We start from the raw sequence: 16,590 nt of genomic DNA, 5'->3' as shown, positions 1-16,590 counted from the left end.
TCCAATGTATTGTTTTCACTCCACCCATCTTTTTTGCAGATGCCATGCTGACCCTACGCCAGCTCGAATTCGCCGTCGCCGTCGCCGAGGAAGGCAGCTTCACCGCCGCCGCACGCCGCTGCCACACGGTGCAGTCGGCGCTGAGCCACCAGATCGCCAAGATCGAGGAAGCGCTGGGCGCGCGGCTGTTCGAGCGCGGCGCGCGACAGGTGCGCACCACCGCCGCCGGCGAGGTGTTCCTGCACAACGCCCGCGAGACCCTGCGCGCGGCCGAGCGCCTGCACGAGGAGATGGCGCAGACCCTGGGCACGGTGCGCGGGCGCCTGCACATCGGCCAGATCTCCTCGCTGACCACGGTGCAGGTGCCGGCGCTGCTGCGCCGCTTCCGCGACGCGCACAGCGCGGTCGACGTGCACCTGCGCACCGGCATGAGCGATGCGCTGCTGCTCGAACTGGGCGAGGGCCGGCTGGACGTAGCCCTGGTCGGGGTCGGCCCGCACATCGTTCTGCCCGAACAGCGCCTGCTGCTGCACGAGGAACCGCTGGCGCTGATCGCCGCGCCCGGCAACCGCTTCGCCGCGCGCACCGAGGTGGCGCTGCACGAACTGGAGGACGCGCCGATGGCCGGGCTGATCGCCGGCGCCGGCGTGCGCGGCATCATCGACCGCGCCTTCGCCGAGGCCGGCCTGCGCCAGCGCCTGCAGTACGAAGTCACCCATGCCGACCTGCAGCGCCAGCTGGTGGTCGAGGACCTGGGCCTGGCGATCGTGCCGCAGACCATGGCCGCAGCGATGCACGGCGTGGCGGTGATCGCGCTGCGCGAGCGCTTCCGCTTCCTCACCTACGCCACCTGGCGCGCGGACCCGACCCCGGCCGCGCGCGCGCTGATCGCGCTGCTGCGGCAGGGGCAGGAGGACGCCAGCGAAGCCAGCTAACCGGCTCGCACCGCACCGCCCCCCTGTAGGAGCGGCTTCAGCCACGACGAACGGAAGCAAGACACCATGGCGCCCCCTCCAAACCGCAACACGCGTGTCCCCACAGACGGCACCGCAGGCACCGGCCGCCTTGCACGGCCGCAGCCCCGCCTCTGCGCGTTCGCAAACACGCGCTCCCTGTAGGAGCGACTTCAGTCGCGACGAACGGAGCAAGACACCTTGGCACCCCTCCAAACCGCAACACGCGTGTCCCCACAGACGGCACCGCAGGCACCGGCCGCATCACAGCACGCCTGCCCCGCGCCACCCGCCTCCGCCGCGCAACGAACCTGCTAGGCTGCGCGCGTTCGCAAAGGAGCCTGCATGTCCGGCCATAGCCAGTTCGCCCTGCTGAAACAGCGCCGCTTCCTGCCGTTCTTCGTGGTCCAGGGCCTGGGCGCGTTCAACGACAACGTGTACCGGCAGGCGATCATCGGCCTGCTGTTCTATCTGGGCGTCACCCCCGAGCAGCGCACGCTGTACACCAACCTGGCGCCGGCGCTGTTCATCCTGCCGTACTTCCTGTTCTCCGCATTGGCCGGACAGATCGCCGAGAAGCTGGAGAAATCGCGGCTGGTGGTGATCACCACCACGATGGAGATCGCGATCATGTCGCTGGCCGCGGTCGGCTTCCTGACCGAGAACATGGCCGTGCTGCTGGTCGCGCTGTTCTGCACCGGCCTGCAGTCCACGCTGTTCGGCCCGGTGAAGTACTCGATCCTGCCGTCGGTGCTCAAGCCGGAGGAACTAACCGGCGGCAACGGCCTGGTCGAGATGGGCACCTCGATCTCGATCCTGTGCGGCATGATCCTGGGCGGGCTGATCTTCCAGATCGCCGGCAGCCACGGCCCGGTCGCCGCGGCCACCGCGGTGATCGCGCTGGCGGTCGCCGGCAACCTGGTCGCGCGGCTGATCCCCAAGGTCGATGCCGGCGCGCCGGAGCTGAAGATCAACTGGAACCCGGTGCCCGAGTCGCTGGCGATCATGCGCCTGACCCGGCGCCAGCTGGCGGTGCGCAACGCGGTGCTCGGCGTGTCCTGGTTCTGGTTCATCGGCACGGTGCTGACCGCGCAGCTGCCGACCTACGCCGAGCTCAACCTCGGCGGCGCGCAGGACCTGTACATCTTCGCCCTGGCGCTGTTCTCCATCGGCACCGGCACCGGCTCGCTGCTGTGCGAAAAACTGTCCGGGCGCACCGTCGAGATCGGCCTGGTGCCGCTGGGCGCGTTCGGCATCAGCGCGTTCATGCTCGACCTGTATTTCGCCCGCCCCGGCGGCGCGCTGCAGGCCGGGCTGGACATCGGCCAGTTCGTGCGCCAGGCCGGCAGCTGGCGGATCATGCTCGACCTGGTCGGCATCGGCCTGTGCACCGGCCTGTTCGTGGTGCCGCTGTTCGCGCTGATCCAGAGCCGCACGCCCAAGGCGGAACTGTCGCGGGTCATCGCCGGGCTCAACATCCAGAACTCGATGTTCATCGTCATCGCCGCGGTGGTCGGCATCGCGCTGCAGATGCAGCAGCTGAGCCTGTTCGGCGTGCGCGTGCCGATGCCGGGGCTGAGCATCCCGCAGGTGTTCCTGGCGCTGGCCATCGCCAATGCGGTGGTGGCGATCTGGATCTTCAGCATCGTCCCCGAATTCCTGATGCGCTTCCTCAGCTGGGTGATGGTGCGCGCGCTGTACCGGCTGCGCCTGCACGGCATCGAGCGGCACATCCCCGACGAGGGCGCGGCGCTGATCGTGTGCAACCACGTCAGCTACATGGACGCGCTGGTGCTGGCCGCGTCGATCCCGCGGCCGGTGCGCTTCGTCATGTACTACCGCATCTTCAACATCCCGGTGATGCGCTGGATCTTCCGTACCGCCAAGGCGATCCCGATCGCCGGCGCGCGCGAGGACCCGGCGCTGATGCAGCGCGCGTTCGACGAGATCGATGCGGCGCTGGCCGACGGCGAACTGGTGTGCATCTTCCCCGAGGGCGCGCTGACCAAGGACGGGGAAATCGCCAAGTTCAAGTCCGGCATGGAGAAGATCGTCGAGCGCCGCGCGGTGCCGGTGCTGCCGATGGCCTTGCGCAACATGTGGACCAGCATGTGGAGCAAGCGCGACTCGCGGCTGCGGCGCATGCGCGTGCCGCGCCGCTTCCGCGCGCACGTGGAGGTGATCGCCGGGCCGCCGGTGGCGGCCGCCGAGGCCAGCGCCGAGCTGCTGGAAGCGCAGGTGCGGCAGCTGCGCGGGGATGCCGCCTGAACCTTTGGGGTGCCTGGAAACGCCGCTTCAGGTAGATTAGGCGCCGGGGAGACGCCTGCATGCTGCAGCGGCGTCCATTTCAGGGGTCGAGAGTGAGTCAGGTTTTGCCACCACCACCGCCCAACGGCGCGGGCATCTACGTCCCCAACAATCTGGTGTGGGCGATTCTGTCCACGCTGTTCTGCTGTCTGCCGCTGGGCGTGGTGTCGATCGTCTACGCCTCGCAGGTGGACGGCAAACGCGCCGCCGGCGATGTCGCCGGCGCCCGCGAGGCGTCGCGCAAGGCCGGCCTGTGGGCGATGTGGTCCGCGCTCGCCGCGCCGATCCTGCTCGCGCTGTGGTTCCTGCTGTTCGGCGGACTGGCGATCTTCGGCAGCCTGCTCGGACACTGAACCTCCCCGCCTTTTCGTTTTTTTCCTCGTTCCACCACGCAACCGGAGTAACACGGATGAATACCACCGCACCGCAAGTGTCCAACAATCTCGTTTGGGCGATCCTGAGCACGCTGTTCTGCTGCCTGCCGCTGGGCATCGTCTCGATCGTGTTCGCCTCGCAGGTCAACACCAAGCTCGCCGCCGGCGACATCAATGGCGCCCGCGACTCGTCGGAGAAGGCCAAGAAGTGGGCGATCTACTCGGTCATCGCCTGGGTCGTGCTGGTCGTGCTGTACCTGATCTTCATCTTCGCCCTGGGCGGCCTGGGCATGATGCAGCAGTCGTCCATGTCCTGATCGACGAGCAGAGCCGCCGTTGCCGCGCGCAGCGGCGGCCCTTGCCGATTGCTTGCGTTCTTTTCCGAACATGCTGCTTCTGCGCGGTCGTCCCCTGCCCCGCTGGCTGCCGCTGGCCGCGCTGAGCGCTGCCGCTGCGGTGGCGACGCTGGTGCTGCGCCGGGTCGATCCCAATACGCCGGGCAATCCGTTGCCGGCCTGTCCGTTCTATACCCTCACCGGGCTGTACTGCCCCGGTTGCGGCAGCACCCGCTGCCTGCACGCGCTGGTGCACCTGGATCTGGCCCACGCGCTGGCGAGCAATCCGCTGCTGGTGGTGGCCCTGCCGCTGCTGGCGATCATGGCGCTCAACGCCGCCGGGCTGCGCATGCGCCCGCTGGCGCCGCTGCTGAAGATCCTCGCCGACCCGCGCCTGTGGCTGTGGCTGCTGCTCGGCTACGCCGTGCTGCGCAACCTGCCGTGGTTTCCGTTCGCGCTGCTGGCGCCGCACTGAGCGCAATGGCCCGGGCCAAAAGATGGAGGCCGGACGGCCACCTCGTCTAGACTCCTCCCTATGCCCAGCGCATAGCCACTCAAGGAGATCCACATGAGCACCGTCAGCCCCGTCACGCCCCCGCCCGCCCCCGCGCCCGGCGCGATCCCCAATCACCTGGCCTGGGCGATCATCGCCACGGTGCTCGGCTTCTGCCTGTGCTGCCCGTCGATCATTCCGGGCATCGTCGCGATCGTGTTCTCCAGCAAGGTCAACGGGCTGCTCAACCAGGGCGACCTGGACGGCGCGCGGCGCGCCTCCAACAACGCCAAGACCTGGTGCTGGGTGACCACCGCGCTGGCCATCATCGGCCTGCTGATCAACGTCGGCATGGTCGCCACCGGCGGCATGCAGGGCTACATGGACTACGTGAACCAGATGCAGCAGATGAGCTGACCGGCATGCGCGCCTGGCAACAACGGGCGTGCCTCGGCGCCGGCGCCGCCATCGCGGCGGCCGGCGCCACCATGCTGTACCGGTTCGATCCCAACGCCGCGGACAATCCGTTCGCGCCGTGCCTGTTCCATGCGCTCACCGGTTACTACTGCCCCGGCTGCGGCATGACCCGCGCCTTGCACGCATTGGTGCATCTGGATCCGCTCGGCGCCTTCGCGATGAATCCCGGGGCGATGCTGGGCCTGGCCGTGCTGCCGGGACTGATCGCATGGAAGGCCGGCTGGCGTGCGGCGTGGTTCGCGCCGGTGGTCGCCGTGGTATCGCGGCCGAACTTCTGGCTGCTGGCGCTGCCCGGCTACTGGATCGCGCGCAACCTGCCGTGGTTCCCGTTCACCCTGCTCGCGCCGGGCTAACTGACCCAGCCGGCGATCACCAGCAACGCCAGCAGCACCAGCCACAACAGCAGCACCCGCCAGATCTGGCTCATCGCATCGCGCAGTTCCGGCAGGCGCCGCAGCGCCGGCACCGCCATGCCGGCATCGCTGTAGTCGTGCGCCTCCTCGTCCAGCTCACCGCGCACGCTGGCGCAGGCCACCGGACCCAGGAAGCCGCTGTCCAGTTGCCAACGGTTGCCGCCGGCCGCGCGCCAGGCGCCGAACACGGTCTCGAAGTTGCCGACCAGCGCCAGCGAAAAGGTCATCAGCTGCGCCACCGGCCATTCCATCGCCGCCAGCGCGGTGCGCGCGCCGAGTGCGGTGGTCAGCGGCAGCCGCGGCGCGTACGGCCCGGCAGCGGCCAGCGCCAGCAGGCGATAGCCGAGCGCGCCGACCGGCCCCAGCAGCAGGAACCAGAACAGCACCGCGAACCAGCGCCGCAGCGCGCTGACCGCCACCGCCTCGACCAGCCCGGCCGGATCCTCGCGCAGCGGCCCGCCGTCGGCCTGCAGCTGCGCCACCGCGACGCGTCGCGCGGCGACGTCGTCGGCCTCGATCACCGCTTCCACGTCGGTATCCAGGTCGCGCGGCCCCCAGCTGAAGGCCAGCACCAGCACCCCGAACAGCAAGGCCAGCAGGCCCAGGTGCGGCGCACTGACCAACCACTGCAGCAGGCCCACCAGCAGCACGGCCGGCAGCAGCGCCAGCGCGATGCCGTAGCGGCCGCGCCAGGCGCTGCCCTCGCCGGTGTGCGCATCCAGCCACGACAGCCAGTCGCCGTAGGCATCGAAGCGCCGCAACGAGGCGACCATGCCGGGCGCGACATGGCCCAGCACCAGCGCAACGATCACAGCGACGAGGGTAGTGAACATGCAGGTCCTCCGGGACCGTTCTGAAGCGTGTGCGCAGTGGCAACCGCCGCGCCGGACCGGCGCAACGGCTAGGCGTGGTCGCCGTCGCGGCGGTACCAGTCCACGACCAGCGCGTGCGCGATGGAAATCCGCGGCGGCAGGCGCAGGCCGTGGCCGTCGTCGGCGCTGTCGCCGAGCGTGGCCGCACGCTGCAGGGCGGCGCCGATCTCGTCGCGCTCGACCCAGCGCGCGTCTTCCAGTTCGCCATCCACCTGCGGCGCATCGGGTTCGGCCAGCGCGCGGAAACCGAGCATCAACGCGCCGGGGAACGGCCATGGCTGCGCGCCGTAGTAGCGGCAACTGCCGGGCCGGACCCGCACCTGGGTTTCCTCGGCCACTTCGCGCGCCACGGTCTGTTCCAGCGACTCGCCCGGTTCGACGAACCCGGCGATCACCGAATAGCGCCGCGCCGGCCAGCTCGCCTGGCGGCCCAGCAGCAGCCGCCGGCCGTCGCTGACCGCGACGATCACCGCCGGGTCCACGCGCGGGTAGTGTTCGCTGGCGCACTGCGTGCAGGTGCCGAGGAAGCCGCCGCGGCCGAACGCGATGGCGCCGCCGCAGACCCCGCAGAAGCGGGTGCGCGACTGCCAGTGGAGCATGCCGCGCGCATAGGCGAACAGGCCCGACGCGGCGGCCGGCCACTCGGCCGCGGCGCGGCGCAGGTCGATGCGCTGCGGCGGGTCAAGCTGGGCATCGAGCGCGGCCGCGGCCAGCGCGAACCAGGCCGTGCCGTCGCGCAGGCCGAGGAAGATCGCCTGCGCGACCGCGTCGCCCAGCGCCGCGCCGGTCAGCGCCAGCGGCTGCCCCTGCGCGTCGGCGTAGGCGTTGCCGTCGGCATCGAGCAGCAGCAGGCGCGCGGTGGGCCAAGCGCGGCGCAGCGCCTCGGGATCGTTGCGCAGCGCATCGGCGCGGTCGACGGCCGCGTCGGCGAAAACGAAGGAAGCGGAGGTCAGTTCGGACATGCGGCGCAGGGTGCAGGCAAACCACGCATCCGGCAAGCCGCGGCGTGTTACACGCTGAAGCTGCTGCCGCAGCCGCAGGTGGTCTTGGCGTTGGGGTTGCGGATCACGAACTGCGCGCCGTGCAGGCCTTCGCTGTAATCCACTTCCGCGCCCATCAGGTACTGCAGGCTCAGCGGATCGACCAGCAGGGTGACTTCGTCGGTCCGCACCGACAGGTCGTCCTCGGCCCGGTTCTCGTCGAACTCGAAGCCGTACTGGAAGCCGGAACAGCCGCCGCCCTGGATGTACACGCGCAATGCCAGCGCGTCGTTGCCTTCCTCGCGGATCAGCTCGCGCACCTTGGCCGCGGCGGCCTGGGTGAAGTTCAGCGGCCGCTCCAGCGACTGGTAGTCGGGCGCGGGCGCGGCACTGGGCAGGGAAACGAGAGTACTCATGGCAGCAGGATGGGGGCGGCGACGGGCCGAATCAAGCCTCGGCCTTGGTCAGCACGCGCTGCGCCGGCTCGGCCTGCGGCTCCTCGTGCAGGTGCTCCGGCGGGGCCAGCGCGGCCATGCTGCCGGCGTGGATCAGCCGCCCGGTCAGCTGCGCGCCGGCGTTCATCTCCACCACCTGGTAGTGCACGTTGCCCTGCACCCGCGCCTTCGGCGCCAGTTCCACGCGCTCGGCAGCATGCACGTCGCCGATCAGCTGGCCGTTGATGATCACGATCGGCGCACGCACCTCGCCCTCGATGCTGCCGTGCTCGGACAGGGTCAGCGTCGCCGGCGCACCGTCCTCGGCCAGCACCTTGCCGAGGATGCGCCCTTCCACGTACAGGCCGCCGCTGAACACCAGATCGCCCCGGATCACCACCTGCGCGCCGATCAAGGTATCGACCACGGTCTGGCCGCTGCTGCGACCGTTCTTGCTTCCGAACATAAGCTGCCTATTCCCCTTTGCCGTTGCCGGCCAGTGTCCAATCGAAACTCTGGGTGACCGGCGCCCCTCCGCCGGACAGCGATACTCGCACCCGTTGCGGGGTGAAATCCTTGGGCAGGATCACGCTGCCGTCCAACTGCTGGAAATAACGGAACGAATAGTCCTGGCCGGGCACGCCGCTCTTCTGGTGCAGTTCGTCCCAGCCCACGCTGGTCAGCTTGCCGCCGCGCACGCCTTCCACCGCCAGGCGCATCTGCCCCTGGCTGATCGCGCCGCGGTTGAGGTTCTGGGTCAGCACCACGTTGTAGTGCCAGGTGCCGCCGGCCTCGGCCGAGAACTCCGCCGAATGCACGGTCAGGCCCTTGCGCTGGCTGGTCGCGCCGACCAGGCGCTCGTAGAAGGCCACGTCGGCGCGCAGCCCGGCGATCTCCTCGTCGCGTTCGGCCAGCGAGCTCTGCACCGCGTTGTTGGCGGCGCGGCTGATCTGGTCCGAGCGCGCCAGCGTGGCCTGGCGCTGGTTGAGCGTCTCGATCTGCCGCTGCTGGGCCTGCAGCTTGCGTTCGGCCTCGCGCAACTGGGTGCGCACATCGCCCAGCTCCGGCGCGGCCTGGCGGCTGGCCAGCAGCCAGGTTCCGGCCAGCGACAGCAGCCAGGCGACGGCGATCAGCAGCCACAGGCCGCGCCCGCGCACTGGCGCGGCGCCGTTGGGCACGATCTGGAAACGGGGGACGGGTCGGTTCATCGTCAAAGCCGCGCCACCGAGGCGGCAGCGGCGTCGATCCTCGCGGGGGTTCGGCCGGCCAGCTAGTGTAAGCCAGGCTCCCGACCGGCGCCGGACCAATCGCCGCAAGCGCAGCGGCGCGCCCCATGCTGGCCTTCGCCGCACGCTTGGCCGATAGTGGCCGCCACACGCGCGCACCCAGGAGCGCCTCGCCATGACCGACGCCCATCTCTTCGTAATCGGCATCCTGCTGGCCTGGCTGGCCGGCATCCGCGTCTACCTGACCGTGTTCGGGGTCGGCATGGCCGGCCTGCTCGGCTGGCTGGACCTGCCGCAGGCGCTGCAGGCGACCGAGTCGTGGTGGGTGCTCGGCACCTCCGGCGCGCTGGCCCTGGCCGAGTTCTTCGCCGACAAGATTCCCGGCGTGGACTCGGTGTGGGACCTGCTGCAGACCCTGACCCGGATCCCCGCCGGCGCGTTCCTGGCCGCGGCCACGCTGTCGCCGGATGGCCAGCTCGGCGCCGGCGCGCTGGCCACCGGCGCCGGCATCGCGCTCACCAGCCATGTGCTGAAATCCGGCTCGCGCGCATTGCTGAACACCTCGCCGGAACCGGCCAGCAACTGGATCGCCTCGCTGACCGAGGATTCGGTGGTGATCGCCACGCTGGCGCTGGCCCTGGCGCATCCGTGGCTGGCGTTGATCGTGGTGCTGGGCGCCAGCGTGCTGGGAGCGCTGCTGGTGTGGTGGGTGTGGCGCACCCTGTGGCGCGGCGTGCGCCGCCTGCTGGCGGTGCCCGCGGACGCCGCCGTGGCCAGGCCGAACCGGGACGGCTCCCTGTCTTCGTGAACTTCATCGCATAATTGCGCGTGCACCAGGATAAAGACGCGATGGCCGCCAGAGACACCGCACCGCTTCCCAGCCGCGACGACCCGCGTTCGCGCAACGTCCGTGCCGAAACCCCGCCGCCGCACTACTGGCGCCGCTGGGCCGCCGATGCCGTGCCCGAGGCGCAAGAAGCGACGGCGCCCGCTGCGGCACCGAACGCGCAGGACGCTGCAGCGCCGGCCGCCGACCACCAGGCCGCCGCCGACGTGGCGCCTTGTCCGCCAGGCGCGACGGAGACGCCGAACGCCGCCACCGCGCCGCCGCAGCCGCTGGACGCGCCGTACCGGATCCTGATCGTCGAGGACGACCGCTCGCAGGCCCTGTTCGCGCAGAGCGTGCTGCACGGCGCCGGCATGCAGGCGCAGGTGGAGATGCAGGCCGAAGGCGTGCAGCAGGCGATCGCCGAGTACCGGCCCGATCTGATCCTGATGGACCTGCACATGCCCGGCCTGGACGGCATGCGCCTGACCGCGCTGATCCGCCAGCAACCGCAGCACCAGCTGCTGCCGATCGTGTTCCTGACCGGCGATCCGGATCCGGAACTGCAGTACGAAGTGCTCGACAGCGGCGCCGACGATTTCCTGACCAAGCCGATCCGGCCGCGACACCTGATCGCCGCCGTCTCCAATCGCATCCGCCGCGCGCGCCAGCAGGCGCAGCAGAGCGCCAGCGACGGCGTGCCGCTGAACAATCCCGAGACCGGCCTGCCGACCCGCAGCCACGTGCTGCAGCTGCTCGGCGAGTCGCTGCGCACCCGCGGCGGCGGCCTGTTCTTCATCGAGATCGCCAGCGCGCTGGGCCTGCGCGAGCGCTACGGCTATGCCGCGTTCGAACGCCTGATGACCCAGGCAGGGCGCCGCCTGGCCAGCGTCACCGCGCCGCAGCCGCTGGCCCGGCTCAACGACAACAGCTTCCTGCTGCTGGCCCAGGGCGACGATCTGGACGCGCTGCGGCAGCGCGCGCAGGCCCTGCGCGAAGCCCTGGCCAACCATGCCTTCCCGCTGCGTGAGGACGAAGCGGTGCACCTGCGCTGCGCGATCGGCTACGCCGACCTGGCGCAAGGGTTCGAGGACGCCGGCAGCGCGCTGGAAGCGGTCGAGCGCACAGCGCTGCAAGCGCGCCTGCATCCGCAGGGCGTGGCCGCGTACGCGCCGCCGCGCGAGGAAGAGGACCTCGGCCGCATCGCGATGTTCGAAGGCCAACTGGAACCGGCCTACCAGCCGATCGTCGCCGTCGCCGGCGGCGACACCGCGCAGTACCAGGTGCTGCTGCGCCTGCGCCAGCGCGACGGCACCCTGCTGTCGGCCGGGCAGGTGCTGCCCGCGGCCGAGGCCGGCGGGCGCATCGCCGATCTCGACCAGCAGGTGCTGGACCACGCGCTCGGCCTGCTGCACCTGTACCAGCACGCCACGCCGCCGCTGCGCCTGTTCGTGTCGCAGTCCTCGCGCACGCTGGCGCGCGGCGCCTTCGCCGACTGGCTGGTCGAGGCGATCGGCCGCCGCGGCGTCACCGGCACCTCGCTGGTGATCGACCTGCGTCTGGACGACGCGCTGATCCACACGGTCACCCTGCAGCAGTTCTGCGCCCGGCTGATGCCGCTGGGCGTGCAGTTCTGCCTCAGCCAGTTCGAGCCCGGCGCCGAAAACGAGGCGCTGCTCGGCCAGCTGCCGCTGGGCTACCTGCGCCTGTCCGCGCGTTTCGCCAATGCGCATGCCGATGCCGGACTGCGCGACCAGTTGCGCGCCACGATCGACCTGGCGCACCGCGCCGGGCTGATGATCATCGGCCAGCAGATCGAGGAAGCGCAGGCCGCCGCGGCGATGTGGATGGGCGGGGTCGATTTCATCCAGGGCAACCTGGTGCAATCGGTCGGCGACGAACTGAACTTCGATTTCCAGAACGCGGTGCTGTAGCGATGCCCGCACGCCGGCGCCGGCCCCTGCCGTGGCTGGCCGCGTCGAGCGCGGCGCTCGCGCTCGCCGCCGCACCGCTGGCGGTGCCGGCACTGGCGCCGCCGCCGCCGTGGCAGCTGCTGGCGCCGGCCTGCATCGGCGCCGCCGCGCTGCTGGCCGCGCTCGCCGCCTGGCGCGCGCGGCAACAGGCGCGCGCACTGGACGCGGCGTCGGCGCGCGCGGCGCTGGCCGAGTCCGAACGCGACGCGCTGCAGCGCGACGTGCACCTGCGCGAGCGGCTGGAACGCGAACTGGTGCAGGCCAAGCAGGCCGCCGAGGCCGCGGTGATGGCCAAGGGCGAATTCCTGGCCACGATGAGCCACGAGATCCGCACTCCGCTCAACGGCATCATCCCGATGCTGGAACTGATCGCGCGCGGCCAGCTCGGCACCGAGCAGCGCGAGATGCTGCGCGCCGCCAACGACTCCTCGCTGCAACTGCTGCGCATCGTCGACGACATCCTCGACTACTCCAAGCTGGAAGCGAACCGGCTGGAGCTGGAGATCACCAGCTTCAACCTGCGCGAACTGCTCGACGGCATGCTGCAGCTGATGCAGCGCGCGGCCGAGGCCAAGGGCCTGCGCGTGGCGCTGCAGCTGGATCCGGCGGTGCGCCTGCCGGTCCGCGGCGATCCGCTGCGGCTGCGGCAGGTGCTGAGCAACCTGATCGGCAACGCGATCAAGTTCACCGCGCGCGGCAGCGTGGAGCTGCGCGTGCGCCGCCTCGGCGAGACCCCGGCGCAGCACCTGCTGCGCTTCGAGGTGCGCGATACCGGCATCGGCATCAGCCCCGAGCAGCAGGAGCGGCTGTTCCGCTCCTTCACCCAGGCCGATGCGTCCACCACCCGCCTGTACGGCGGCACCGGGCTCGGCCTGGCGATCTGCAAACGCATCGTCGACCTGATGGGCGGGCGCATCGGCGTGGAATCGGGCAGCGACCAGGGCGCCACGTTCTGGTTCGAGATCCCGCTGCTGAAGGTGATCGGCGACCTGCCGCAGGCCCAGGGCAGCCTGCCGCGGCTGCACGCGCTGCTGGTCGGCGCCGACCAGCGCCTGTACCAGCGGCTGAAAACGCTGTTGCCGAACTGGGGCGTGCAGCTGAGCAAGGTCGACTCGACCCAGGAAGCGCTGGAGCGGCTGCGTGCCGGCAACGCCGCCGCCCCGCCCTACGACCTGGTGATCGGCGACCTCGACGGCCTGCGCCAGAGCGCGCGGGCGCTGCAGCGCGCGGTGACGCGGTTGCCGGCGCCGCACGCGATGCGCCTGATCTGGCTGTACGGCGACACCGAGATCCCCGAGGAAATCCGCGCCCACGGCGCGCTGCTGTCGCGGCAGGCGGCGGACCTGGACCTGCGCGGCATGCTCGCGCTGGCGCCGGCGGCGGCCCTCGCCTCCGCGGCCGCGCCGGCCTTGCCCGAAGAACCCGCTTCCGATCCGCAGCGCGATGCCGCAGCGGCATCGGCATCCACCACCGCCACCGCCGCGGACCCGGCCGAGGCGATCGGGCCGGCCTCGCCGGCCGCCGACTACCGCCTGCTGCTGGTCGAGGACAACCCGGTCAACCTGCTGGTCGCGCAGAAACTGCTCGACGTGCTCGGCTACCGCAGCGACAGCGTCGCCGACGGCGCCGCCGCGCTGGCGCAACTGGCCACGCAGGCCTACGACCTGGTGTTGATGGACTGCCAGATGCCTGTGCTGGACGGCTACGCCGCCACCCGCCAATGGCGCCAGTCCGAAGCGGCGGCAGGACGGACGCGGCTGCCGATCGTGGCGATGACCGCCAATGCGATGGCCGGCGACCGCCAGCGCTGCCTGGAGGCCGGCATGGACGACTACCTGTCCAAGCCGGTCGGCCGCGAGCTGCTGGCGCAATGCCTGCAGCGCTGGCTGCCACACCGCGCCGCCAATGCCGCGCCGGCACAGGCCGCGCCGGAGAGTGCCGCGCTGCCGGCGGATGCGGAGACGGCGAGTGCGCAGACAGCGCAATCCGCGCAGACGCAGACGCAGACGCAGACGCAGACAGCGGCAATCGCAGCGTCCGCTTTCAGCAATAGCAATAGCAATAGCAATAGCGACAACAATAGCGACGGCGCCACCAGTACCAGCATCAGCACCGCCGATCTGGCACCGCTGCCGCCGACACCGCTGCCGGTGCTGGACATCGCGGTGCTCGACGAATTGCGCGAGCTTGCCGGCAGCGCGACCACCGCGCAGATCGTGGAACTGTTCCTGGGCGACGCGCCGCAGCTGATCCAGCGCCTGGAGCAGGCCGCCGTGACCCCGCAACTGGAGCCGCTGCGCGACGCGGCGCATACGCTGAAGTCCTCGGCGGCCAACGTCGGCGCACTGGCGCTGTCGGCCGCGGCCTTGCGCATCGAGGCCGGCGTGCGCGCCCACCAGCTGGAGCGCCCCGCGGTCGCGGTGGCGCTGGTCATCGCCGAATTCGCACGCGCGCGGCTGGCCTTGAACGGCTACCGCAACACCTTGCGCGACGCTGTCGAAACCCCCGCGCCCTAGCCTCGCTTACACCTGTGGGAATACCTGTGGGAGCGACTTCAGTCGCGACGGGCCTTCCCGGTAAAGCCCGTCGCGACTGAAGTCGCTCCCACAACGTTTCGCAGGCTGCGAATACCCTAACGAGGTGCCTTAGCGGCCTTGTCCACATGCGCGCCCGCACAGACGCTGGACGAGCTAAACCGATCGCGGTCTTCGCGCAGCGTCGCCAAACCTAGCGCGCCACCAACGGCGGCATGTGCCGCCGCTTGGCATGCACAGCCGCCGCTCAGTCCTCGAGCTTGGTCAGCAGGTAGTTCGGCTCGCCGATGCGGCCGATCAGATCGAGCTGGGTTTCCAGCCAATCGATGTGCTCTTCCTCCGACTCCAGGATGTCGGCCAGCAGCTGGCGGCTGACGTAGTCCTGGATCGACTCGGCGTAGGCGATGCCGTCGCGCAAGGTGGTGGTGCCGTCCTGCTCCAGGGCCAGGTCGCACTCGAGGATTTCCTTCGGGTTCTCGCCGATGCGCAGCTTGCCCAGCGCCTGGAAGTTGGGCAGCCCCTCGAGGAACAGGATGCGGTCCGCCAACTTGTCGGCGTGCTTCATCTCGTCGATCGATTCCTTGTACTCGTGTTCGGCCAGTTCCTTCAGCCCCCAGTTCTTCAGCATTTTGGCGTGCAGGAAGTACTGGTTGATCGCGGTCAACTCGTTGTAGAGGACCTTGTTGAGGAACTCGATGACCTTGCTGTCGCCCTTCATCGCAGTGCTCGCTAATGCCTGGAAAGCGCAGACTTTAGCGAATCGGCCACGGCCGTGAAGGAACGCGAATCGTGATCATCCCGCTGCGCATCCGCGCGGCGGCGGCGCGCGGCTCAGGCGGCGCGGGCCAGGCCACCCAGCACGGGCAGCGGCAGGTCGCGCAGCAGCGCGCGTTCTAGCAGATCGCCGGCCATGTCCAGGCACGAGCCGCAGGTGGCCCCGCAGCCGGTGCGCATGGTCAGTTCGGACACGGTGCGGCAGCCGGCGTCGGCGGCTTCGCGGATCTGACGATCGGTGACCCCATTGCAGATGCAGACGTACACGATGGCGTTCGGCGGCGGGCGGCGCGGACTGCGCCTGGCCGCCATTCAAACCAAAGTGAGAATGGTTGTCAATTCCGGGCGTTAATCGTTATTAATACGGGCCACCCAAGGCCCGCCACGCTTGCGTGGACGCTTGCGCGGGCGCTCGTGGCCGGCGGTGTTGCCGGGCATCCACGCCTCCTGCGCCAGGGTCGGCATGGCACGGATGCCCGGCCCGGCGATGCTCTGCGCCAGCGGCGCCAGGTGGCGCAGCGCCCGCGCGTAGACGCCGCGCTTGAACAGCACCACGTGCTCCACCGGATACCAGAAGTCGACCCAGCGCCAATGGTCGAACTCCGGCGTCTCGGTCAGCTCCAGGTTCAACTGGCTCTCGTCGCAGCGCATCTGCAGCAGGAACCAGACCTGCTTCTGGCCGATGCACACCTGGCGTTCGTTGCGGCGGATGGCGCGGCTGGGCAGCCGATAGCGCAGCCAGCCAGGCGTGGCTCCGAGCACTTCGACATGCTCGGGCAACAGCCCGGTCTCTTCACGCAACTCGCGGTACATGGCCTCGACCGGGGTCTCGTCGGTATTCATGCCACCTTGCGGGAACTGCCAGCCATCCCGGCGCACGCGACGTGCCCAGAACACCTGACCGTCCGGCCGCATCAGCACGATGCCCACGTTCGGTCGATAACCGTCCGGATCGATCACGATGCGGACTCCTGAAAAATCTACTGGCTCCGACTCTGCCATGGCTGCGGCCGGGCCACAAGCGCGGCAAAAACCCGTTGACAGCCGTCCGATTTGCTATAAGAATTGGCGGTTCACCAAGGCTATGTAGCTCAGCCGGTTAGAGCACAGCACTCATAATGCTGGGGTCGGTGGTTCGAGTCCACCCATAGCCACCATGGTGTCCACGCAGCAGGCGTGCGATAATTGCGATCTGCGACATTGCCCCGTCGCCAAGCGGTAAGGCACCTGACTCTGACTCAGGCATTCGGTGGTTCGAATCCATCCGGGGCAGCCAAACACCAAAAAAAAGGCCGATCGAAAGATCGGCCTTTTTTTTGGTGTTTGGCTGCGGGTTCGCGCAGGCGCTTGGCGCCTGCGCCCCGCACCTTGCTGCGCAAGGCGTGGGCCCCGGCCTTCCCTCTCCACATCCCCGCGCCTGTCGGCGCGCCCCCTTGGACTCCAAGGGGGCTTTTCACCAGACGCTCGGTGCGCATGTCATATGAAAAACAGCGCCGAGCTGCGAACGCTTTCCCGCGGACGGCGATTGCTATGCAGCCGACCGCGCTACTGATGCATCGCTAGATCCGCAGCAGTAAAAATCACGCGCGACTGATGGCAACACTCAAGCAGGAGACAGC

18 protein-coding genes and 2 tRNA genes are annotated in these 16,590 nt (G+C 69.9%); 12 read left to right on the top strand and 8 right to left on the bottom strand.

The window, feature by feature from the left end; all coding sequences use genetic code 11:
- The first annotated feature begins 44 nt into the window (after positions 1–44).
- From J2Y70_RS13835 to J2Y70_RS13805, 7 genes are all read left to right on the top strand, one after another.
- Positions 45–935: a LysR family transcriptional regulator gene (locus tag J2Y70_RS13835; RefSeq protein ID WP_263396923.1), complete on the top strand. Its 891-nt coding sequence runs from the start codon at positions 45–47 to the stop codon at positions 933–935.
- A gap of 363 nt (positions 936–1,298) precedes the next feature.
- Positions 1,299–3,221, top strand: coding sequence for an MFS transporter (locus J2Y70_RS13830; protein ID WP_309918543.1), 1,923 nt, complete (start codon positions 1,299–1,301; stop codon positions 3,219–3,221).
- Between the two features lie 92 nt (positions 3,222–3,313).
- The gene (locus J2Y70_RS13825) at positions 3,314–3,613 is read left to right on the top strand and encodes a CD225/dispanin family protein (protein WP_263396921.1); all 300 of its coding nucleotides are present in this window, start codon (positions 3,314–3,316) and stop codon (positions 3,611–3,613) included.
- A gap of 56 nt (positions 3,614–3,669) precedes the next feature.
- The gene (locus J2Y70_RS13820) at positions 3,670–3,951 is read left to right on the top strand and encodes a CD225/dispanin family protein (protein WP_263396920.1); all 282 of its coding nucleotides are present in this window, start codon (positions 3,670–3,672) and stop codon (positions 3,949–3,951) included.
- 70 nt (positions 3,952–4,021) lie between these two features.
- Positions 4,022–4,444, top strand: a complete 423-nt coding sequence (locus J2Y70_RS13815; protein WP_309918540.1) for a DUF2752 domain-containing protein — start codon at positions 4,022–4,024, stop codon at positions 4,442–4,444.
- A gap of 93 nt (positions 4,445–4,537) precedes the next feature.
- Positions 4,538–4,879 carry a CD225/dispanin family protein gene (locus tag J2Y70_RS13810; protein WP_263396918.1) on the top strand — a complete coding sequence of 114 codons (342 nt, stop codon included), beginning with the start codon at positions 4,538–4,540 and terminating at the stop codon, positions 4,877–4,879.
- A 5-nt stretch (positions 4,880–4,884) separates the two neighbouring features.
- Positions 4,885–5,292: a DUF2752 domain-containing protein gene (locus J2Y70_RS13805; RefSeq protein ID WP_309918537.1), complete on the top strand. Its 408-nt coding sequence runs from the start codon at positions 4,885–4,887 to the stop codon at positions 5,290–5,292.
- On the opposite strand, the gene J2Y70_RS13800 is transcribed toward J2Y70_RS13805, so the two are convergent.
- The 5 genes from J2Y70_RS13800 to J2Y70_RS13780 all read right to left on the bottom strand — a co-directional run bounded on the left by J2Y70_RS13800 (position 5,289) and on the right by J2Y70_RS13780 (position 8,846).
- On the bottom strand, positions 5,289–6,185 hold the full coding sequence (locus tag J2Y70_RS13800; protein ID WP_309918535.1) for a hypothetical protein: 897 nt from the start codon (positions 6,183–6,185) through the stop codon (positions 5,289–5,291). The genes J2Y70_RS13805 and J2Y70_RS13800 overlap by 4 nt on opposite strands.
- Before the next feature lie 68 nt (positions 6,186–6,253).
- Positions 6,254–7,186 carry an NAD(+) diphosphatase gene (gene nudC / locus J2Y70_RS13795; RefSeq protein ID WP_309918532.1) on the bottom strand — a complete coding sequence of 311 codons (933 nt, stop codon included), beginning with the start codon at positions 7,184–7,186 and terminating at the stop codon, positions 6,254–6,256.
- Between the two features lie 47 nt (positions 7,187–7,233).
- Positions 7,234–7,620 (bottom strand): iron-sulfur cluster insertion protein ErpA, encoded by a 387-nt coding sequence (gene erpA / locus J2Y70_RS13790; RefSeq protein WP_053836095.1) that lies wholly within the window; start codon positions 7,618–7,620, stop codon positions 7,234–7,236.
- A 31-nt stretch (positions 7,621–7,651) separates the two neighbouring features.
- Positions 7,652–8,104: a polymer-forming cytoskeletal protein gene (locus J2Y70_RS13785; RefSeq protein WP_263396914.1), complete on the bottom strand. Its 453-nt coding sequence runs from the start codon at positions 8,102–8,104 to the stop codon at positions 7,652–7,654.
- 7 nt (positions 8,105–8,111) lie between these two features.
- Complete coding sequence (locus J2Y70_RS13780) at positions 8,112–8,846, bottom strand: DUF6776 family protein (protein WP_263396913.1); 735 nt, start codon at positions 8,844–8,846, stop codon at positions 8,112–8,114.
- A 193-nt stretch (positions 8,847–9,039) separates the two neighbouring features.
- Between J2Y70_RS13780 and J2Y70_RS13775 the strand changes: the two genes are divergently transcribed.
- Genes J2Y70_RS13775 through J2Y70_RS13765 form a run of 3 tightly spaced genes read left to right on the top strand, consistent with a single transcriptional unit; the run spans position 9,040 to position 14,179 of the window.
- Positions 9,040–9,672 (top strand): DUF4126 domain-containing protein, encoded by a 633-nt coding sequence (locus J2Y70_RS13775; RefSeq protein WP_309918526.1) that lies wholly within the window; start codon positions 9,040–9,042, stop codon positions 9,670–9,672.
- A gap of 41 nt (positions 9,673–9,713) precedes the next feature.
- Entirely contained in the window at positions 9,714–11,624 is a 1,911-nt protein-coding gene (locus J2Y70_RS13770; RefSeq protein WP_309918523.1) for an EAL domain-containing protein, read from the top strand.
- A 2-nt stretch (positions 11,625–11,626) separates the two neighbouring features.
- A complete protein-coding gene (locus J2Y70_RS13765) occupies positions 11,627–14,179 on the top strand; it encodes an ATP-binding protein (RefSeq protein WP_309918521.1) in 2,553 nt (850 codons plus the stop codon).
- A gap of 265 nt (positions 14,180–14,444) precedes the next feature.
- Here the strand turns inward: J2Y70_RS13765 and bfr are convergent, their stop codons facing one another.
- The 3 genes from bfr to J2Y70_RS13750 all read right to left on the bottom strand — a co-directional run bounded on the left by bfr (position 14,445) and on the right by J2Y70_RS13750 (position 15,931).
- Positions 14,445–14,915, bottom strand: a complete 471-nt coding sequence (gene bfr, locus J2Y70_RS13760; protein WP_309918518.1) for a bacterioferritin — start codon at positions 14,913–14,915, stop codon at positions 14,445–14,447.
- 113 nt (positions 14,916–15,028) lie between these two features.
- Positions 15,029–15,238 (bottom strand): bacterioferritin-associated ferredoxin, encoded by a 210-nt coding sequence (locus J2Y70_RS13755; protein ID WP_263396908.1) that lies wholly within the window; start codon positions 15,236–15,238, stop codon positions 15,029–15,031.
- An 81-nt stretch (positions 15,239–15,319) separates the two neighbouring features.
- Positions 15,320–15,931 (bottom strand): RNA pyrophosphohydrolase, encoded by a 612-nt coding sequence (locus J2Y70_RS13750; protein ID WP_263396907.1) that lies wholly within the window; start codon positions 15,929–15,931, stop codon positions 15,320–15,322.
- Between the two features lie 120 nt (positions 15,932–16,051).
- Here J2Y70_RS13750 and J2Y70_RS13745 point away from each other — a divergent pair.
- Positions 16,052–16,128, top strand: a tRNA-Met gene (locus tag J2Y70_RS13745).
- A gap of 44 nt (positions 16,129–16,172) precedes the next feature.
- Positions 16,173–16,247 (top strand) — tRNA-Gln (locus J2Y70_RS13740).
- Positions 16,248–16,590 lie beyond the last annotated feature (343 nt).

Origin of the sequence: Xanthomonas sp. 1678, from assembly GCF_031455575.1 — a bacterium.
Lineage (GTDB): Bacteria > Pseudomonadota > Gammaproteobacteria > Xanthomonadales > Xanthomonadaceae > Xanthomonas_A.
This window is presented reverse-complemented; position numbering and strand designations above follow the sequence as displayed.